Origin of the sequence: Muribaculum sp. NM65_B17 (assembly GCF_004793735.1) — a bacterium.
In the GTDB taxonomy this organism is placed as follows: Bacteria; Bacteroidota; Bacteroidia; order Bacteroidales; family Muribaculaceae; genus Muribaculum; species Muribaculum gordoncarteri.
This window is the reverse complement of sequence record NZ_SRYY01000007.1, coordinates 26,761-43,922: the sequence shown is the minus strand read 5'-3', so window position 1 is coordinate 43,922 and position 17,162 is coordinate 26,761. Positions and strand designations below refer to the sequence as shown.

The window sequence follows — 17,162 nt, the reverse complement described above, 5'->3', positions numbered from 1 at the left end:
ATCACAACAACGAAAGTCATGAAACGTATCATAGCGATGTTGACAATCGCCACGGCCTCCACCGTCACGATGTGGGCCGACACATGGAGCCTCGACAGCTGCATAAATTACGCCGTTGAGCACAATCTGACCGTAAAGACGCGTCAAAACGACATCGAATCATCGAAACTGAGCGTGACATCGGCCAAATCGCAACTGCTTCCCAACGTATCGGCAAGCGCAGGACAATCCTGGAGCATAGGACGAGGACTTACCGCCGAAAACACCTATGCCAACCGAAACACCTCCAATACACAGTGGGGCGCATCGTTCACCCTCCCGGTGTTCAACGGATTGTCGACCGTGCGTCAGATACAACTCGCCAAGGCCAATCTTTCCACTGTGATTGAGCAGTATGCCGCCGCAAAGGACGACATAACGCTGAATGTAATCACAGCCTACCTGCAGGTTCTGTACAACAGGGAGCTTCATGAAGTAGCCTTGAACCAGGTTGAACTGTCGACCTACGAGCTGACGCGCCAGAGAGCACTGCTCGAAGCGGGAAAGATACCCGAAGTCGACCTGCTTGAAGCCGAGTCGCAGCTCGCACAGGACAAGCTGCAGGCAACTACCACAGCCAACGACACTCGCCTCGCGCTTGTCGACCTTGCTCAGTTGCTTGAACTCGACGACATCGACAACTTCGACATAACGACTCTCGATGGTGAGGAACAGCCCATCCTTCCTGCCGAATCGGTCTACAACAATGCGTTGAACATCAATCACACCCTGAAGGCTGCGCGAGGTGAAATAGCGGCTGCGGAGCGCAACATCTCGGTTGCTCAAAGCGACTACATACCCCGCCTGTCATTCAACGCCGGAATAGGCAGCAGCTACTATACGGTAACGGGAATGGAGCATCCGTCGTTCAGCCGACAGATGAAGGACAACTTCAACACCTACTTCGGATTCTCGTTGAGCATACCCATATTTGACGGACTTTCGACACGCAACTCGGTAAAGCGCGCACGCGTACAGCACGTTGCCTCAAAGTTGCAGTATCAGGATGCCGAAAACCGCCTGTACAAGACCATTCAGCAAGCCTATTATCAGGCAGTAAGCGCACAGGAACGCTCAAAGTCATGCCTCATCGCCGAAGATGCCGCCAACAAAGCCTTTGAAGCGATGCGCGAAAAGTATAACTTGGGACGAGCCACGCCGAGCGAGTATGAGCAGGCCAAGAACAAGGCACTGCGCACCACAGCCGAGCGCATACAAGCTCATTATGAACTCATACTGCGCACCCGCATCCTGAATTTCTACGACACGGGACGCTATTGATTGTCACCGCTGCCGTATTGCTCAAGATACGCCTCACAAGCCGTTGCAAGCTCTTCGTACCATTCACGACCGAAGTAGCTTGTCAACGGCTCTTTTAAAAATTTATAGAGCCTGATTCCCTCCTTCTTGCCAAGCACTTCGGCGCAACGGCATATTTTCCAGCGATGATAATTCACGGCCGTAAATGAGGGATATTTGGTAATTCTCACGGGATAAAGATAACATGACGCAGGCTTGCGGAAATCGCTTATGCGTCCCTCACGGTAAGCCTTTTCAATGGCGCATTGACACATCCCACCGGGGCCGTAACATGTAAACACGCAGTTGCGTCCGTCGACAATTGTAGTGACAAGGTCGCCCTCTTCATCGACATAGCCCACCCCACGCTCGGCTATCTCACGCTGCGCCGCAGGAGTGAGGTCGTCATGTATCACCGGAAGTATCTCCTCCAACTTCTTATACTCCTCTTGCGTTATGGGTGCGCCTGCGTCACCCTCTATGCAGCACTCGCCAAGACACTTGTCGAGGTCGCAACAAAAATATTGCTCGGCAAGGTCGAGCGTTACCAATGTATCTTTAATCTGCAGCATAATTTGTTGCTCTTCTTCCATTTATCAATTATTTAATATCCTGAATATATCACGGTGGAACCCAAAAGCCGATCGTATCGCGCACCGGGTTCCCTATAGTACACGCTTACAAGATATTCGTTAACCGTCGGATGACAGTCGCCTTCAATTACCGATGTCACGCCACGCTTTCCACCCTTCGGCACAGCAAGATACTGATAGTTATAGGCACCCTGCTTGAGCAGCAAAGCACCGCGATAAGAGCTGGATTCAGCATCGTAACGCATCATGCTTTCAGGCGAGAATCTGCGACAGGTCATGTCGCCGTCTATATATATGTCGTAATCATAGAGCTCGGGCATGTCGAGAGTAAAGTGCGTTATTGTATAGTCGGCCTCCACATTGCTGTCGTCAGAGTTATATTCACGCACCTTGAAACGGCCGTGCTGCGTGCTGTCGTAACGGTATTGCTCCCCCACTCTCGGGGCATCGCGAAATAGCGTCACATGATAGTAGGGATATTCGTAATCGATGCTCTCCACACCCATCGTCGGGAAATCGACCGATGTGTTCTCAAACCGCCTGTACTCATTGCCTCCGGGGAAAATCAGATTGCGCAAATGCTCGTAATAGGCTATTCGTCCGTTGATGCGTTGCGGAGATTCAAGCATGACGACATCATCGGTGCGACCGTTACGTGACACTACGACCTTTAAGTCTGACAACATATTCTTCACATCGACACCTGAGGCATCAACAGTAAAGCTCAGCTGCTGATTTCCGTTGTCACTTCCGGTATCGGTGCGTGACGATGCCTCACCGTTTATCCTCACTTTGGATTCGCTTACCGAGAAACGCGCCTGCAACAGATTCACTTCAGGGTCATCCTCCGAGTAGACACGCATCATGTAGTTGCCCGAAAGCGTCATCGTCATGTGCCGATTGGGAAGCGTCACGCTGTAATGCACATAATGCACAGTCGTCGATCTCGAAAAGGAATAATCCTCGACATCGGCCTGATTGAACCCGTCGAGATACTCACTCTCCACAAGTCCCGACGGCTGCCATGAAGCATCGCAATGCACCAGTGAGTAACGCAGGTAACTGCGATCCTCGGCCAATTCATCAAAGGCTATCGTAAGCTTGTCGTCAGAGTTCAGCGTTATTACCGGCGGCGCAAGTTCATTGCCGTCAACCGTAACCTGAAGGGAACGGAATCGAGGCGTGACCATATTGCCGGTATCGACCGCCATAGCGTGTGACATCGACAAAATCACCGACAGGAGCAACAACAAACGATGCGTCACGCTTCACTCAGTTTTTCATGAAGAATCGTTATCGAATCCTCAATGTATTGCGAACACGGCTTGCGGTTAGCTCGGTCGGCAAGCAGCTCGGCACACACTATTGACCCGTTACGCTCACTAAAACTATTGCAGCACTCCTTCACTTTTCCGTAAACCGCAAGCTTATCCTTTGGATTACCGAAACGTGACGCTCCGATTAGCATCGACATGGCGGAAACCGTTCCACACACCTGATGCTGTCCACCCACGCCTCCTCCAAGACCGGCTGTCATGCGTGCAGCATCATCGGGCGACATTGAGTGAATGTCGTCAAATACCATGAATACGCATTGAGAGCAATTATAACCCTCGGCGCGTAGTGCGCGAGCGCGTTCAATGCGCTCATCCAATGTAGGTATGTCACTATTCATTGCCAGTTTATAGGAGTTTCGTTATGTTGGACAAGATATTGATTTGCACGACTGAAAGGATGCGAACCGAAGAATCCACGATAAGCCGACAACGGCGACGGATGAGGCGATGTCAGCACAAGATGACGGTTTCGATCAATGAAAGCACCTTTCTTTATAGCATAGGAGCCCCACAGAATAAACACCAGATGCTCCCGGTCGCGGTTAAGACGCATTATCACTTCATCGGTAAATGTTTCCCAACCTTTACCCTGATGCGAAGTAGGTCGATGAGCCTCCACGGTAAGAGTCGAGTTGAGCAACAGCACACCCTGTCGTGCCCACCGCGACAAATCTCCATCGGTCGACGGCACCGGAAGCTTAAGATCGTCCTGTACCTCCTTAAATATATTGACGAGCGATGGAGGCAGCGCAACACCGTTACCCACCGAGAAACACAATCCGTTGGCCTGTCCTGGACCGTGATAAGGATCCTGACCGAGAATGACAACTTTTACTTTGTCAAAAGGACATTCATCAAAAGCCGCAAAAATTCTTGAAGCAGGGGGATATACAATCTGTCGGGAATCTTGATATTGCTGACGCACAAAATCGGTCAATTCCGCAAAATAGGGCTTATCCCACTCATCCTGAAGTTCTTTATTCCAAGAGGGGTCGATTCTTACATTCATGATTGAAATAAGTGTTTTATCTAATTTGCAAAACTACAAAAACTTTCGTACTTTTGCACATGAAATCCATTCAAAATGTTCCCATAGTTCAATGGATAGAATAACGGATTCCGGTTCCGTCGATTGGGGTTCGACTCCCCATGGGAATACGCAGCTCGATCGCAATCGCTTTATCACAAAACGGTTGCGATTTCTTTGCTATTCATCGGGATTTATAAAACCTACCGGACGACGCGGCGTATTTACGGACTTCGATTGCAGTTCAGCAAGGGAAGTGTTTATTGCATCAATCGATGCTCTCGTATCTTCATTGATGTCGTTATAATCGGCAAAAATCTCTTCCAAATCCTGCTTAAGCTCATTGAGGTTCTTTTCAAGCGTTGAAAGACGGTTAAGCGGCGAGTTATCGGCTATCATCTGTCTTATAGTGACGAATGCACGCATAATGCCGCAATTGATTTCGATAGCTGTTTCACTACGCAAGACACTTGAAAGCATTGCCACTCCTAATTCCGTAAAAGCGAAAGGCATATATTTAAAATTGCTACCACGTCCACTCTTCAAGGTGCCAATTTGGCATCTTGAAAGATCATCTTTGGTTAGTTCAAACATAGAGTCGCCACCTTCAAACCGACTAATGTTTCGTCGTATCGACCTTTTAAGTTGAGATGTTTCAACACCATATTGCAGCAAGGTCAAAATCGAGCATCACCTTTTGACCTCTTATCTCGTAAATCTTGCTTTGTATAATCTGCAATTCATTCATGGCTTAGATTCTATATTGATTATTAATCTGATGTCGACAAAGACTAATTGCAAATATAGTAATATATTAGAAATCTTTACAATTTATTTCTATATTTATGTCAGCAGAAAAAGGAATGCAATCATGGAAAATGTAAAGTGTGTGATTTTCAAATAAAAAATATGCATCTCTTAGCAAGAGATTTTGATATCATACAATTGATTAGTACTTAGTGCGTTTAGTCGGCAAAAAGTTATAAATTGAGAAACAATCACTCATATTTGTAAACATTTCCCACGATATAATTACATATTAATTTGCTAATCTTGATTAAATGCATTATTTTTGTAATGAAAAAATCTCTTGCTAAGAGATAGTACCTCAAAATTATATTACATATCCTTATACTACACAACTAATAATTTACGACAAACGGCAGATTTACTTAAAATGATAAATCGGTGATTGATTGTTTGTGATAAATGGTTTCTCATCTTTTGGACTAATTACCAATTAGTTAATTATGCCTGTAAGGACTGTCCGACAATCGTCGGACAGTCCCTTTTTATATGGATTCCCAATATTTTGCAGTCAAGTCAATTCGGTGATTTTCAAATTTATTATTATCTTTGCGAATCCATAAACGCAATCGTTGTCACGTTGTGTACATGATGTCAAGATAATTTATTTACCAAACATTAAATAACCTCTAAGCATGAAAAAGTTCTTTTGCAACTTGGCTATAATAGCAAGCCTGCTGTTAGGTGCATCAGCCACTGAAGCCAAGCCGATAGAAAACAATGTCATTGTCCCGGGTGAAGTGTGGAACGACACCGACGGAAATCCAATCAATGCTCATGGCGGTGGTATTCTTTATCATAACGGCAAATATTACTGGTATGGTGAATACAAGAAAGGCAAAACCGTATTGCCCGACTGGGCGACATGGGAATGTTACCGCACCGATGTGACAGGTGTGAGCTGCTATTCGTCACCCGACATGGTAAACTGGACCTTTGAGGGGATAGTTCTTCCTGCCGAGGAAGATGCAAGCAGCGATCTGCACCCGAGCAAAGTCCTTGAGCGTCCCAAGGTAATCTACAACGCAAAGACGGGCAAATTCGTAATGTGGGCTCATGTCGAAAGCGCCGACTACAGCAAGGCCGCAGCAGGTGTTGCCGTCAGCGATTCCCCTACCGGCCCATTCAAATACCTTGGCAGTTTCCGCCCCAACAATGCGATGAGCCGCGACCAGACACTGTTTGTCGACGATGACGGACGAGCCTACCAGCTATATTCATCCGAAAACAACGCTACGCTATACATCAGTGAACTGACCGACGACTATCTACGCCCCTCGGGACGATTCACACGCAACTTCATCGGAGCAAGCCGCGAAGCTCCTGCCGTTTTCAAGCACGACGGAAAATACTACATGCTTTCATCGGGCTGCACCGGATGGGACCCCAATCAAGCCGAACTTGCTGTTGCCGACTCCATAATGGGACAGTGGAAAGTATTAGGCAATCCATGTACAGGATCCGACGCCGACAAGACATTTTACTCACAGAGCACCTATGTTCAGCCCGTCTACGGAAAAAAGGACTTATACGTAGCCATGTTTGACCGTTGGAACAAGACCGACCTTGAAAATTCGCGTTACGTGTGGCTGCCGTTATCGATGGAAAACGGCAAGATAACAATTCCATGGAAAGAGCAATGGAGCATGAACGACTATGCCGACCAACCGCGTTTCGAGGCCGGCGACGGCACATTCCTGCTCAATGGAGAACCATTTGTAGTGAAAGCAGCCGAGCTTCACTATCCGCGCATACCAAAGCCCTACTGGGATCAGCGCATCAAGATGTGCAAGGCCCTCGGCATGAATGCAGTGTGCCTCTATGTATTCTGGAACTCTCACGAGCCCAAACCCGACCAATTTGACTTTACCGGACAAAATGACCTCCGTGAATTCGTAAAACTTTGCGAGCAAAATGACATGAAGGTCATATTGCGTCCCGGCCCATACGTATGCGCCGAATGGGAAATGGGCGGTCTTCCCTGGTGGCTTCTGAAGAAGAAAGACATACGCCTTCGCGAATCCGATCCCTATTTCCTTGAACGTGTCGACAAATTCCAGAAGGCCGTAGCCGATCAGGTATTCGACCTCACCATTGCCAACGGAGGCCCCATAATCATGGTTCAGGTTGAGAACGAATACGGTTCCTACGGCATCGACAAACAATATGTTTCGGAAATACGTGACATGTTGCGCAAGAACTTCGGCAATGAAGTCACCCTGTTTCAGTGTGACTGGTCGTCCAACTTCCTGAACAACGGACTTAACGACCTTATATGGACAATGAACTTCGGCACCGGAGCCAACATCGACCAGCAGTTTGCCAAGCTTAAAGAGGTACGCCCTAATAGTCCGTTGATGTGTTCCGAGTTCTGGAGCGGATGGTTTGACAAGTGGGGAGCCAACCACGAAACACGCCCTGCCGCCGACATGATAGCCGGCATCGACGAGATGCTTTCAAAGGGCATATCCTTCAGCCTCTACATGACCCACGGCGGAACCAATTGGGGACACTGGGCCGGAGCTAACTCTCCCGGATTCGCTCCCGATGTCACATCCTACGACTACGATGCACCCATCAGCGAGTCGGGACAGACTACTCCCAAATATTGGGAACTCCGCAAGACACTTGCCAAATACATGGACGGCAAGAAGCAGGCCTATGTGCCCTCGCTCATCAAGCCCATCGCCATACCGTCGTTCACTTTCACCGAAGTAGCACCGCTATTCTCAAATCTGCCCGAACCCAAGAGCGATGCCGAGATACGCACTATGGAAGAGTATGACCAGGGATTCGGCAGCATCCTTTACCGCACTACACTTCCCGAACTCAAGCAACCGGCACTTCTTACCGTTAACGATCCTCATGACTACGCTCAGGTATTTGTCGATGGAAAATTCATCGGCAAGCTCGATCGTCGCAACGGCGAGAAAGCCCTCACAATTCCGGCATGCAAGAAAGGTGCGACTCTCGACATACTAATCGAAGCCATGGGCCGCATCAACTTCGGCCGCGCAATAAAGGACTTCAAGGGTATAACCGGCAATGTCACCGTAACCGTAGACAATGAAGGACACCGATTTGTGTGCGACCTCAAGAACTGGAAGGTATATAATATAGAGGACACCTACGACACCTATACCTCGATTGGTGAATTCTATCCTATCGAAACCTTCACCCCCGACGAAAACGGACGCCTGCCTCGCGGTGTATATCGCGGAACATTCAATGTCAAGAAACCGTCGGACACGTTCCTGAATTTTGAAACATGGGGCAAAGGTCTTGTCTATGTAAACGGACATCCCATGGGACGCATTTGGGAGATAGGTCCGCAACAGACTTTGTATATGCCCGGATGCTGGCTCAAGAAAGGCGAAAATGAAATACTTGTATTCGACATTATAGGCCCGAAGGAAGCAAAGTCGGAAGGATTGCGTGAACCGCTCCTCGACCAGCTACTTGTCCAGAAACCTCTCACCCACCGCGAAGAGGGACAGAATCTCGTGCTTTCATCGGAAACTCCGGTCTACACCGGCAGCTTCGCTCCCGGCAACGGATGGCAGGAGGTGAAATTTGACAAGCCCGTGACCGGTCGCTACATCTGCCTTGAGGCACTTAATTCAATCAATGGAAAGGATGTCGCCGCCATAGCCGAGATGTATGTATTGGACGACAAAGGCGAGCGTCTGTCACGCGAGCCGTGGATTGTAAACTATGCCGACAGCGAGGATGTGGCAAGAATGAACCGCTCGGGCGACAAGACATTCGACCTTCAGGAATCGACCTACTGGAGCACGGTTCCCGGAATACCGTTCCCCCACGCCATAGTGATTGACCTCGGAGCGACCCACAGCATCGAAGGATTCCAGTATCTCCCGCGAATGGAGAGCGATGTTCCCGGGGCAATCAAGGATTTCAAAATCTATGTAAAGAACACTCCGTTTAAATACTAACTGACGGCATTAACATAAACTACAGTTCAATGACGGATGATGCGGTTAAAAACCATGTCATCCGTCATTGTTTTGATTGATAGTGCATTGTAGTGGTAGAATCCATGTAAGGACAAAAAACTTTATAAGCTGCAACACATTTTTATCCCAAAAGTTTTGGAGATTACAGAAATGTTGCTTACCTTTGCAACCGCAAACCAAGGAAGGCTCCTTAGCTCAACTGAATAGAGCATCTGACTACGGATCAGAAGGTTACAGGTTTGAATCCTGTAGGAGTCACTCAAGAGGTTGTTACACATCGTAACGACCTCTTTTTTTATCCCCCTATTGGTCGTGTTAAAATTAATTTGTAAGTTTGCATTATAAGATTAACCATATCATCCCATGAAATTTTCACTATCCGACCAGCTCCCTGAATATCCCGAATTTGTTCCGGGCATAAGAAGAGCACCCGACCGAGGCTACAGACTTACAAAAGCGCAAACCGAAACAGCCTTAAAGAACGCGTTACGTTACATTCCTGAATCGCTCCACCAACAACTCGCTCCCGAGTTCATGGAAGAGCTTCTTACCCGAGGCAAGATATACGGCTACCGTTACCGTCCTCAAGGCGACCTTAAAGCAAAACCGATTGATGAGTACAAAGGGAAATGCATCGAAGGCAAGGCATTTCAGGTGATGATCGACAACAATTTGTGTTTCGACATCGCTCTTTATCCTTACGAGCTCGTCACTTACGGCGAAACCGGTCAGGTGTGCCAAAACTGGATGCAATATCGGCTCATAAAGCAATATCTTGAGGAACTCACTCAGGACCAGACACTCGTAATCGAGTCGGGGCACCCTCTCGGCCTCTTCAAGTCGAAGCCCGAAGCACCTCGCGTAATCATAACCAACTCCATGATGGTGGGACTTTTCGACAACATAAAGGATTGGGAAGTCGCAGCCCAGATGGGAGTTGCCAACTATGGCCAGATGACTGCCGGCGGATGGATGTACATAGGCCCGCAAGGCATCGTACACGGGACATTCAACACCCTGCTGAATGCAGGCCGCATGAAACTCGGTGTGCCTCAGGACGGCAACCTGCGCGGACATCTGTTTGTATCATCGGGACTCGGCGGCATGAGCGGCGCACAGCCCAAAGCAGCCGAAATTGCCGGAGCCACCGCTATAATCGCCGAAGTCGATGCATCGCGCATCAAGACCCGTCACGATCAGGGATGGGTTCAATATGTAACCGACGACCTTGCCGAAGCCTATCGCCTTGCCGATGAATCAATGAAAGCAAAGGAGCCGCGCTCAATCGCCTATCACGGCAATGTAGTGGACCTGTTGCAATATGCGCTCGACAACAACATTCACATCGAGCTTCTGAGCGACCAGACATCATGTCACGCCGTATACGAAGGCGGATATTGTCCGGCAGGTGTGACATTTGAGGAGCGTACACGTTTACTGCGTGACGACCGCAATGAATTTGAGCGTCTTGTCAACGCCTCATTGCACCGTCACTTCAACATCATAAAGCAGCTCGTAGAGCACGGCACCTACTTCTTCGATTACGGCAATTCATTCATGAAAGCCATATACGACGCCGGAGTAAAGGAAATATCACGTAACGGCATCGACGAGAAAGACGGTTTTATATGGCCCTCCTACGTTGAGGACATAATGGGTCCCGAACTATTTGACTACGGTTACGGCCCGTTCCGCTGGGTATGCCTTAGCGGAAAACACAGCGACCTCATAAAGACCGACCACGCCGCAATGGAGTGCATTGACCCCAATCGCCGCGGACAGGACATGGACAACTGGATATGGATTCGTGACGCCGAGCGCAATGCGCTTGTTGTGGGAACCCAGGCGCGCATCCTTTACCAGGATGCCGAAGGACGCATGAAAATAGCGCTTCGATTCAACGAGATGGTACGCAACGGCGAAGTCGGCCCCATCATGCTTGGACGCGACCACCACGATGTAAGCGGAACCGACTCACCCTTCCGCGAAACTTCCAACATCAAGGATGGCAGCAATGTAATGGCCGACATGGCCGTACAGTGCTTTGCCGGAAACTGCGCCCGAGGAATGAGTCTTGTAGCACTGCACAACGGAGGCGGCGTAGGAATAGGCAAAGCCATCAACGGCGGATTCGGAATGGTGTGCGACGGCTCGGAGCGCGTCGATGAGATACTGCGCTCGTCAATGCTGTGGGATGTAATGGGAGGCGTTGCCCGCCGTTCATGGGTACGAAACCCCAACGCCATGGCCACATCGAAAGAGTTCAACGACAAAAACGGCGACTATTACCACATAACCATCCCGAACATAGCCGATGACGAATTGATAACCAACACAGTAAACAACTATTTAAACAAAAACACAAAATGAGCTGGACTAAAATAATGGAGTGCGTGCCCAACTTCAGCGAAGGACGCGACCTTGAAAAGATAGATAAAATTGTAAACCCGTTTCGTGGCAAAGAAGGGGTAAAACTGCTCGACTATAGCAACGACATTGACCACAACCGACTCGTTGTCACCGTAGTAGGACAACCCGAAGCTCTTAAAGAGGCTGTAATCGAAGCCATAGGCATAGCCGTCGAGCTTATAGACCTCAATCATCACCAAGGCCAGCATCCGCGCATGGGAGCTGCCGATGTAGTGCCTTTCATTCCCATAAAAGGCTGCACAATGGACGATGCAATTGCATTGTCACGTGAAGTAGGCGCAACAGTTGCCGAGCGTTACAATCTTCCCGTATTTCTGTATGAGAAATCGGCTTCGGCACCTCACCGTGAAAATCTTGCGGCAGTGCGCAAGGGTGAGTTTGAAGGCATGGCCGAAAAGATAAAACTCCCCGAATGGCATCCCGACTTCGGACCGGCCGAACGCCATCCGACAGCCGGAGCGGTAGCCATAGGAGCACGCATGCCTCTCGTAGCCTACAATATAAACCTCGATACTCCGAGCCTTGAGATAGCCCACGGCATAGCCAAAAAGATACGCTTCATAGGCGGTGGTCTGCGTTACTGCAAAGCAATGGGAGTGGAACTTAAGGAGCGCGGCATAACCCAAGTGTCGATCAACATGACCGACTACACAAAGACCGCACTCTACCAGGCCATGGAGATGGTGCGCTTCGAGGCTCGCCGCTACGGAGTAAACGTAGTAGGCAGCGAAATAATAGGCCTCGTGCCCATGGCTGCACTCATCGACACATCGGCCTACTACCTCGGACTCGAAAACTTCTCCATGCAACAGGTGCTTGAAGCACGCATAATGGAATAAACGCCCATGTCGACATTACGAATAATCCACGCCAACATCCTTACGCCGAAGGGTCGCAAGGCCCTTCACGGCAAAGCGATGAACGAGCTCCATCATATACCCGACGGTGAAATAACGATAGTCGACGGGACTATAGACTATGTGGGCCCCGTGCGCGAAAACGTCGACATCACCGCAATCGACGCGCAAGGTCGAGTGGTTCTGCCCGGATTTGTCGACTCACACACCCATTTGGTGTTCGGTGGCTTCCGTCCTGAAGAGTTCATGTGGCGAATGCGCGGTGACAGTTACATGTCGATAATGGAGCGTGGAGGAGGCATAGTCAACACGATGAAATCAACCCGCGAGGCATCGACTGAACAGCTCGTGGAAAAGACGCGTCACTTCATCGACATAATGAGCCGCATGGGTGTCACGACAGTCGAGGCAAAGAGCGGTTACGGACTCGACCGCGAAGCCGAGTTGAAACAGCTGCGCGTAATGGCCGAAATCAACGATGATCCCGAACGCAACGTCGACATAGCCACAACCTATCTCGGCGCACATGCCCTGCCGCCCGAGTATGCCGGTCGACATGACGAATATATCGATTTCATAATACGTGAGATGCTGCCCGAAGTCAAGAAGCAAAATCTCGCCGAAAATTGCGACATATTCTGCGAACGCGGAGTCTTCACCGTGGAACAGTCACGCCGACTGCTCAAGGCAGCAGCCGACATGGGCTACGGCATAAAAATCCATGCCGACGAGATAGTGACCACAGGAGGTGCCGAACTGTCGGCCAAGCTGAACGCATTGTCGGCCGATCACCTGCTTCACGCATCGGATGAAGGAATAAAGGCGATGGCCCACAGCGATGTGGTGGCGACCCTGCTGCCGTTGACGGCATTCACGCTGCGCGAGCCCTACGCCCGCGGACGCGAAATGATCGACGCCGGATGTGCCGTGGCATTGGCCACCGACCTTAACCCCGGAAGCTGCTGCAGCGGCTCAATACCGTTGACATTCGCCCTCGCATGCATCTACATGAACTTCTCGGTTGAAGAGGCCATAACCGCACTGACTCTCAACGGAGCTGCGGCAATAGGCCGAGCCGAATACATAGGCTCACTTGAACCGGGCAAACTCGGCGACCTCGTGATGCTCGACTCCGACACCCACTACACACTACCCTATTACACCGGCATGAACTCAGTAATCATGACTGTAAAACGCGGCCGGATTGTTTCATATAACAACAATTAACCTGAATAAACCATGTTGACCGATCTATCAGTAAAAGATTTTCTAAACAAGACCGCAGGCAACGACCCCGTACCCGGCGGAGGCAGCATCTCGGCCCTTAACGGAGCCATAGCCGCAGCACTCGGCGAAATGGTGACCCGCCTCACGATAGGCCGAAAGAAATATGCCTACCGTGAAGCCGAAATGACAACATTGCTTGCCGAAATCGAACCTGTGCGTAACGAACTCGAAACCGACATTGACCGCGACAGTGATGCTTACAACCTCGTGTTTGACGCATTCAAGCTACCCAAGGACACCGACGAAGAAAAATCGACAAGAAGCGCCGCAATACAATCGGCTACGAGATATGCCGCCGAAGTGCCGATGCAGGTTGCCCGCCGCGTAATCTCCATCATGCCCAAACTTGAAGTGATAGCACGCACCGGCAACCAGAACGCTGTCACTGATGCATGCGTAGCGACCATGTGCGCACGCACAGCCGTTCTTGGAGCATTGATGAACGTGCGCATCAACCTTTCATCGATCAAGGATGAAGATTACGTAAAAACTATGGCACTCGAAGCATCCTCACTACATGACCAAGCTGTGGCCATCGAGAAGCGAGTGCTTGACTATCTTAATGAAAATCTCCAATAAACAAATCACCAATGAGCAAAAACATATTTCAGATAGGCAACGGCGACCTCACATTTGAGGACATTGAACACATAATCAACGAGAATCTCAAACTTGAACTCTCGCCTGCGGCCAAAGAAAGAATTGAGAAGTGTCGCAACTATCTCGACCGCAAAATCGAAGAATCGACCGAACCGCTTTACGGCATTACAACAGGATTCGGGTCGCTGTGCACTAAAAACATCTCCCTTGACGAGCTCAACACTCTCCAGGAAAACCTCGTAAAGAGCCATGCCTGCAGTGTAGGCAACGAAATCCCTCATGTAATAGTGAAGCTCATGTTCCTTCTGAAAGCTCATGCGCTTTCATTGGGTCATAGCGGTGTGCAGCTGATAACAGTGCAGCGCATCATCGACTTCTTCAACAACGATGTTATGCCCATTGTCTACGACCGAGGCTCACTCGGCGCATCGGGCGACCTCGCCCCTCTCGCCAATCTGTTTCTCCCTCTTATCGGCGTAGGCGATGTATATTACAAAGGAAAACGCTGCGAGGCCATAAGCGTGCTCGACGAATTCGGATGGGAGCCCATAAAACTTAAAAGCAAAGAGGGCCTTGCCTTGCTGAACGGCACTCAGTTCATGAGCGCAAACGGCGTTTACGCGCTGCTGAAAGCCATGCGCCTGTCCAAGAAAGCCGACCTCATCGCCGCCATTTCGCTTGAAGCCTACGACGGCCTGCTGGCTCCCTTCATGGACTGCATACAGCAGATGCGTCCCCATAAGGGCCAGATAGAAACCGGCAACAACTTCAGGCATCTCCTTGAAGGAAGCGAAATAATAAACCGCCCCAAGAAACACGTACAGGACCCCTACTCCTTCCGTTGCATACCTCAGGTACATGGCGCAACCAAGGATGCAATAAGGCACGCCGCATCGGTGCTGCTGACTGAAATCAACTCAGTGACCGACAACCCGACCATATTCCCCGACGAAGACCTCATCATTTCGGGAGGCAACTTCCACGGCCAGCCCCTTGCACTGGTCTATGACTATCTTGCAATAGCCATGGCCGAACTCGGCAACATATCGGAGCGTCGTGTGGCTCAATTGATAATGGGGCTCCGAGGTCTTCCCGAATTCCTTGTAGCCGAACCGGGACTCAACTCCGGATTCATGATTCCGCAATATGCCGCAGCCTCGATGGTAAGCCAGAACAAGATGTACTGCTACGCTGCATCAAGCGACTCGATAGTGTCGAGCAACGGACAGGAGGACCATGTGAGCATGGGAGCCAATGCAGCCACCAAGCTTTACAAGGTCATGGACAATCTTGAGCTGATATTGTCGATAGAGCTGATGAATGCGGCTCAGGGCATCGAATTCCGTCGTCCGCTCAAGTCGTCGCCCTACATCGAAAAGTTTCTGAAAGCCTACCGTAACGAAGTGCCCTTCATTCGTGAGGACATCGTCATGTACAAGGAGATTCACAAGTCGCAGGCGTTCCTTAAACGCTGGAAATGCGATTTTTAAGCTGAATATTGACAAAATAATGACTGCAGGAGTGTTATTTTTAACATTTCCTGCAGTTTTACTTTGTAATGTGCGCAAAAATCAATACCTTTGCACCGCTTTTTAGCATCCCGTGTGATGGGAAATTAAGGAGCATTACAAGTATCACTTAATTTTGAGTAACACAACTAAACTATTTCAACGAAATGAAAACTTATCAGTTATCAGCCGAGCCCCGTACCGATTTGGGTAAGAAGGCAGCCAAGGCACTCCGTGCCGAAAACAAAATCCCCGTAGTTCTTAACGGTGGTGAAATCGTAGAACTTCCCTACACCGCAGCTCTCAAGCCCGGTGAGAAGATTGTAGAAATCGGTCGCGGCAGAGGCCTTGTAACTACCGACCTCACAGTAAGCAACGAGGATATGCGCAAGCTCATATACACTCCCGACATCTACGCAATCGAGCTCGACATCAACGGCGAAAAGCGCAATGCAGTTCTCCGCGAAATCCAGTTCCACCCTGTAAAGGATTCAATCCTCCACATCGACCTTCTTGAGGTTAACGACAAGAAGCCCGTTGTAGTTGAAGTTCCCGTACAGCTCGAAGGCCACGCCGAAGGTGTTAAGGCCGGTGGTAAGCTCAACCTCTCTATGAAGAAAATCAAGGTTAAGGCTCTCTACACTGCAATTCCCGAGCGCGTTGTAATCAACATCGACAACCTCGGTCTTGGCAAGACTCTTCAGATTGGCGACCTCCACTTCGAGGGCCTCGAACTGATGAATGCAAAGAACGCCGTTGTTTGTGCCGTTCAGCTCACCCGTGCCGCTCGTGGTGCACAGGCTAAGGCATAACCCACAACCTATTAAATTGATTGAATGAAGTACTTGATTGTTGGCTTGGGAAACATCGGTGACGAATACCGTGGAACCCGCCACAATATAGGTTTTAGAATATTGGATGCCTTTGCCGAGGCATCCAATATTTCTTTTTCCACCGAGCGTTACGGCGATGTGGCTCACATGAGGCTTAAAAACAAGCAGCTCACCCTGCTCAAGCCTTCGACCTACATGAACCTCAGCGGAAACGCCGTGCGCTACTGGAAAGAAAAAGAGAACATCGACATAAGCCACATATTGGTTCTTGTCGACGACATCGCATTGCCTTTCGGAGCCATACGCATAAAGCCCAACGGAAGCGACGCAGGCCACAACGGCCTAAAAAACATAGCCCAGATGCTCGGCACACCCGCCTATCCTCGACTGAGATTCGGCATAGGCAACGACTTCCCGCGCGGTTGTCAGGTAGACTATGTACTCGGACACTTCACCCTCGACCAGCGCCAGCAGCTTCCGGCCCGAGTGGATGTGGCTTGCGAGGCCATAAAGGCTTTCTGCCTCTCGGGAATAGATTTCGCAATGTGTAACTTCAATAACAAATAGGCGA

At 49.7% G+C, this 17,162-nt stretch carries 13 protein-coding genes, 2 tRNA genes and 1 pseudogene; 11 read left to right on the top strand and 5 right to left on the bottom strand.

Annotation, left to right across the window (positions count from 1 at the left end; all coding sequences use genetic code 11):
• Positions 1-18: 18 nt before the first annotated feature.
• Entirely contained in the window at positions 19-1,320 is a 1,302-nt protein-coding gene (locus E5354_RS10835; protein ID WP_168353888.1) for a TolC family protein, read from the top strand.
• Here E5354_RS10835 and E5354_RS10830 read toward each other — a convergent pair.
• Genes E5354_RS10830 through ung form a run of 4 tightly spaced genes read right to left on the bottom strand, consistent with a single transcriptional unit; the run spans position 1,314 to position 4,277 of the window.
• Complete coding sequence (locus E5354_RS10830) at positions 1,314-1,910, bottom strand: DUF3109 family protein (RefSeq protein ID WP_123396936.1); 597 nt, start codon at positions 1,908-1,910, stop codon at positions 1,314-1,316. The genes E5354_RS10835 and E5354_RS10830 overlap by 7 nt on opposite strands.
• A 32-nt stretch (positions 1,911-1,942) precedes the next feature.
• Positions 1,943-3,196: a DUF5103 domain-containing protein gene (locus E5354_RS10825; protein WP_135947477.1), complete on the bottom strand. Its 1,254-nt coding sequence runs from the start codon at positions 3,194-3,196 to the stop codon at positions 1,943-1,945.
• The gene (locus E5354_RS10820) at positions 3,193-3,606 is read right to left on the bottom strand and encodes a C-GCAxxG-C-C family protein (protein ID WP_123396934.1); all 414 of its coding nucleotides are present in this window, start codon (positions 3,604-3,606) and stop codon (positions 3,193-3,195) included. The genes E5354_RS10825 and E5354_RS10820 overlap by 4 nt, the downstream gene beginning before the upstream one ends.
• Positions 3,603-4,277 carry a uracil-DNA glycosylase gene (gene ung, locus E5354_RS10815; protein WP_123396933.1) on the bottom strand — a complete coding sequence of 225 codons (675 nt, stop codon included), beginning with the start codon at positions 4,275-4,277 and terminating at the stop codon, positions 3,603-3,605. The genes E5354_RS10820 and ung overlap by 4 nt, the downstream gene beginning before the upstream one ends.
• A gap of 77 nt (positions 4,278-4,354) precedes the next feature.
• On the opposite strand from ung, the gene E5354_RS10810 reads away from it, so the two are divergent.
• Positions 4,355-4,426 (top strand) — tRNA-Arg (locus tag E5354_RS10810).
• A 49-nt stretch (positions 4,427-4,475) separates the two neighbouring features.
• Here the strand turns inward: E5354_RS10810 and E5354_RS10805 are convergent.
• Positions 4,476-5,043 (bottom strand): annotated as a pseudogene (locus tag E5354_RS10805) (ORF6N domain-containing protein).
• Positions 5,044-5,737: 694 nt separating this feature from the next.
• On the opposite strand from E5354_RS10805, the gene E5354_RS10800 reads away from it, so the two are divergent.
• From E5354_RS10800 to pth, 9 genes are all read left to right on the top strand, one after another.
• Positions 5,738-9,055 (top strand): beta-galactosidase, encoded by a 3,318-nt coding sequence (locus E5354_RS10800; RefSeq protein ID WP_135947476.1) that lies wholly within the window; start codon positions 5,738-5,740, stop codon positions 9,053-9,055.
• 205 nt (positions 9,056-9,260) lie between these two features.
• Positions 9,261-9,334 (top strand) — tRNA-Arg (locus E5354_RS10795).
• 105 nt (positions 9,335-9,439) lie between these two features.
• Positions 9,440-11,446: a urocanate hydratase gene (locus tag E5354_RS10790; protein ID WP_135947475.1), complete on the top strand. Its 2,007-nt coding sequence runs from the start codon at positions 9,440-9,442 to the stop codon at positions 11,444-11,446.
• The gene (ftcD, locus tag E5354_RS10785; RefSeq protein WP_123396928.1) at positions 11,443-12,345 is read left to right on the top strand and encodes a glutamate formimidoyltransferase; all 903 of its coding nucleotides are present in this window, start codon (positions 11,443-11,445) and stop codon (positions 12,343-12,345) included. The genes E5354_RS10790 and ftcD overlap by 4 nt, the downstream gene beginning before the upstream one ends.
• 6 nt (positions 12,346-12,351) lie before the next feature.
• Positions 12,352-13,590, top strand: coding sequence for an imidazolonepropionase (hutI, locus tag E5354_RS10780; protein ID WP_135947474.1), 1,239 nt, complete (start codon positions 12,352-12,354; stop codon positions 13,588-13,590).
• A gap of 12 nt (positions 13,591-13,602) precedes the next feature.
• Positions 13,603-14,229 (top strand): cyclodeaminase/cyclohydrolase family protein, encoded by a 627-nt coding sequence (locus E5354_RS10775; protein ID WP_135947473.1) that lies wholly within the window; start codon positions 13,603-13,605, stop codon positions 14,227-14,229.
• An 11-nt stretch (positions 14,230-14,240) separates the two neighbouring features.
• Complete coding sequence (gene hutH, locus E5354_RS10770; protein ID WP_135947472.1) at positions 14,241-15,740, top strand: histidine ammonia-lyase; 1,500 nt, start codon at positions 14,241-14,243, stop codon at positions 15,738-15,740.
• A gap of 185 nt (positions 15,741-15,925) precedes the next feature.
• Complete coding sequence (locus tag E5354_RS10765; RefSeq protein ID WP_135947471.1) at positions 15,926-16,570, top strand: 50S ribosomal protein L25/general stress protein Ctc; 645 nt, start codon at positions 15,926-15,928, stop codon at positions 16,568-16,570.
• 24 nt (positions 16,571-16,594) lie between these two features.
• Complete coding sequence (gene pth / locus E5354_RS10760) at positions 16,595-17,158, top strand: aminoacyl-tRNA hydrolase (protein ID WP_123396923.1); 564 nt, start codon at positions 16,595-16,597, stop codon at positions 17,156-17,158.
• The last annotated feature ends 4 nt before the right edge of the window (positions 17,159-17,162 follow it).

Coding starts and splice junctions, on each gene's coding strand:
- E5354_RS10835 (WP_168353888.1), top strand. CDS start 19: ATGAAACGTATCATAGCGATGTTGACAATCGCCACGGCCTCCACCGTC.
- E5354_RS10830 (WP_123396936.1), bottom strand. CDS start 1,910: ATGCTGCAGATTAAAGATACATTGGTAACGCTCGACCTTGCCGAGCAA.
- E5354_RS10820 (WP_123396934.1), bottom strand. CDS start 3,606: ATGAATAGTGACATACCTACATTGGATGAGCGCATTGAACGCGCTCGC.
- ung (WP_123396933.1), bottom strand. CDS start 4,277: ATGAATGTAAGAATCGACCCCTCTTGGAATAAAGAACTTCAGGATGAG.
- E5354_RS10800 (WP_135947476.1), top strand. CDS start 5,738: ATGAAAAAGTTCTTTTGCAACTTGGCTATAATAGCAAGCCTGCTGTTA.
- E5354_RS10790 (WP_135947475.1), top strand. CDS start 9,440: ATGAAATTTTCACTATCCGACCAGCTCCCTGAATATCCCGAATTTGTT.
- ftcD (WP_123396928.1), top strand. CDS start 11,443: ATGAGCTGGACTAAAATAATGGAGTGCGTGCCCAACTTCAGCGAAGGA.
- hutI (WP_135947474.1), top strand. CDS start 12,352: ATGTCGACATTACGAATAATCCACGCCAACATCCTTACGCCGAAGGGT.
- E5354_RS10775 (WP_135947473.1), top strand. CDS start 13,603: ATGTTGACCGATCTATCAGTAAAAGATTTTCTAAACAAGACCGCAGGC.
- hutH (WP_135947472.1), top strand. CDS start 14,241: ATGAGCAAAAACATATTTCAGATAGGCAACGGCGACCTCACATTTGAG.
- E5354_RS10765 (WP_135947471.1), top strand. CDS start 15,926: ATGAAAACTTATCAGTTATCAGCCGAGCCCCGTACCGATTTGGGTAAG.
- pth (WP_123396923.1), top strand. CDS start 16,595: ATGAAGTACTTGATTGTTGGCTTGGGAAACATCGGTGACGAATACCGT.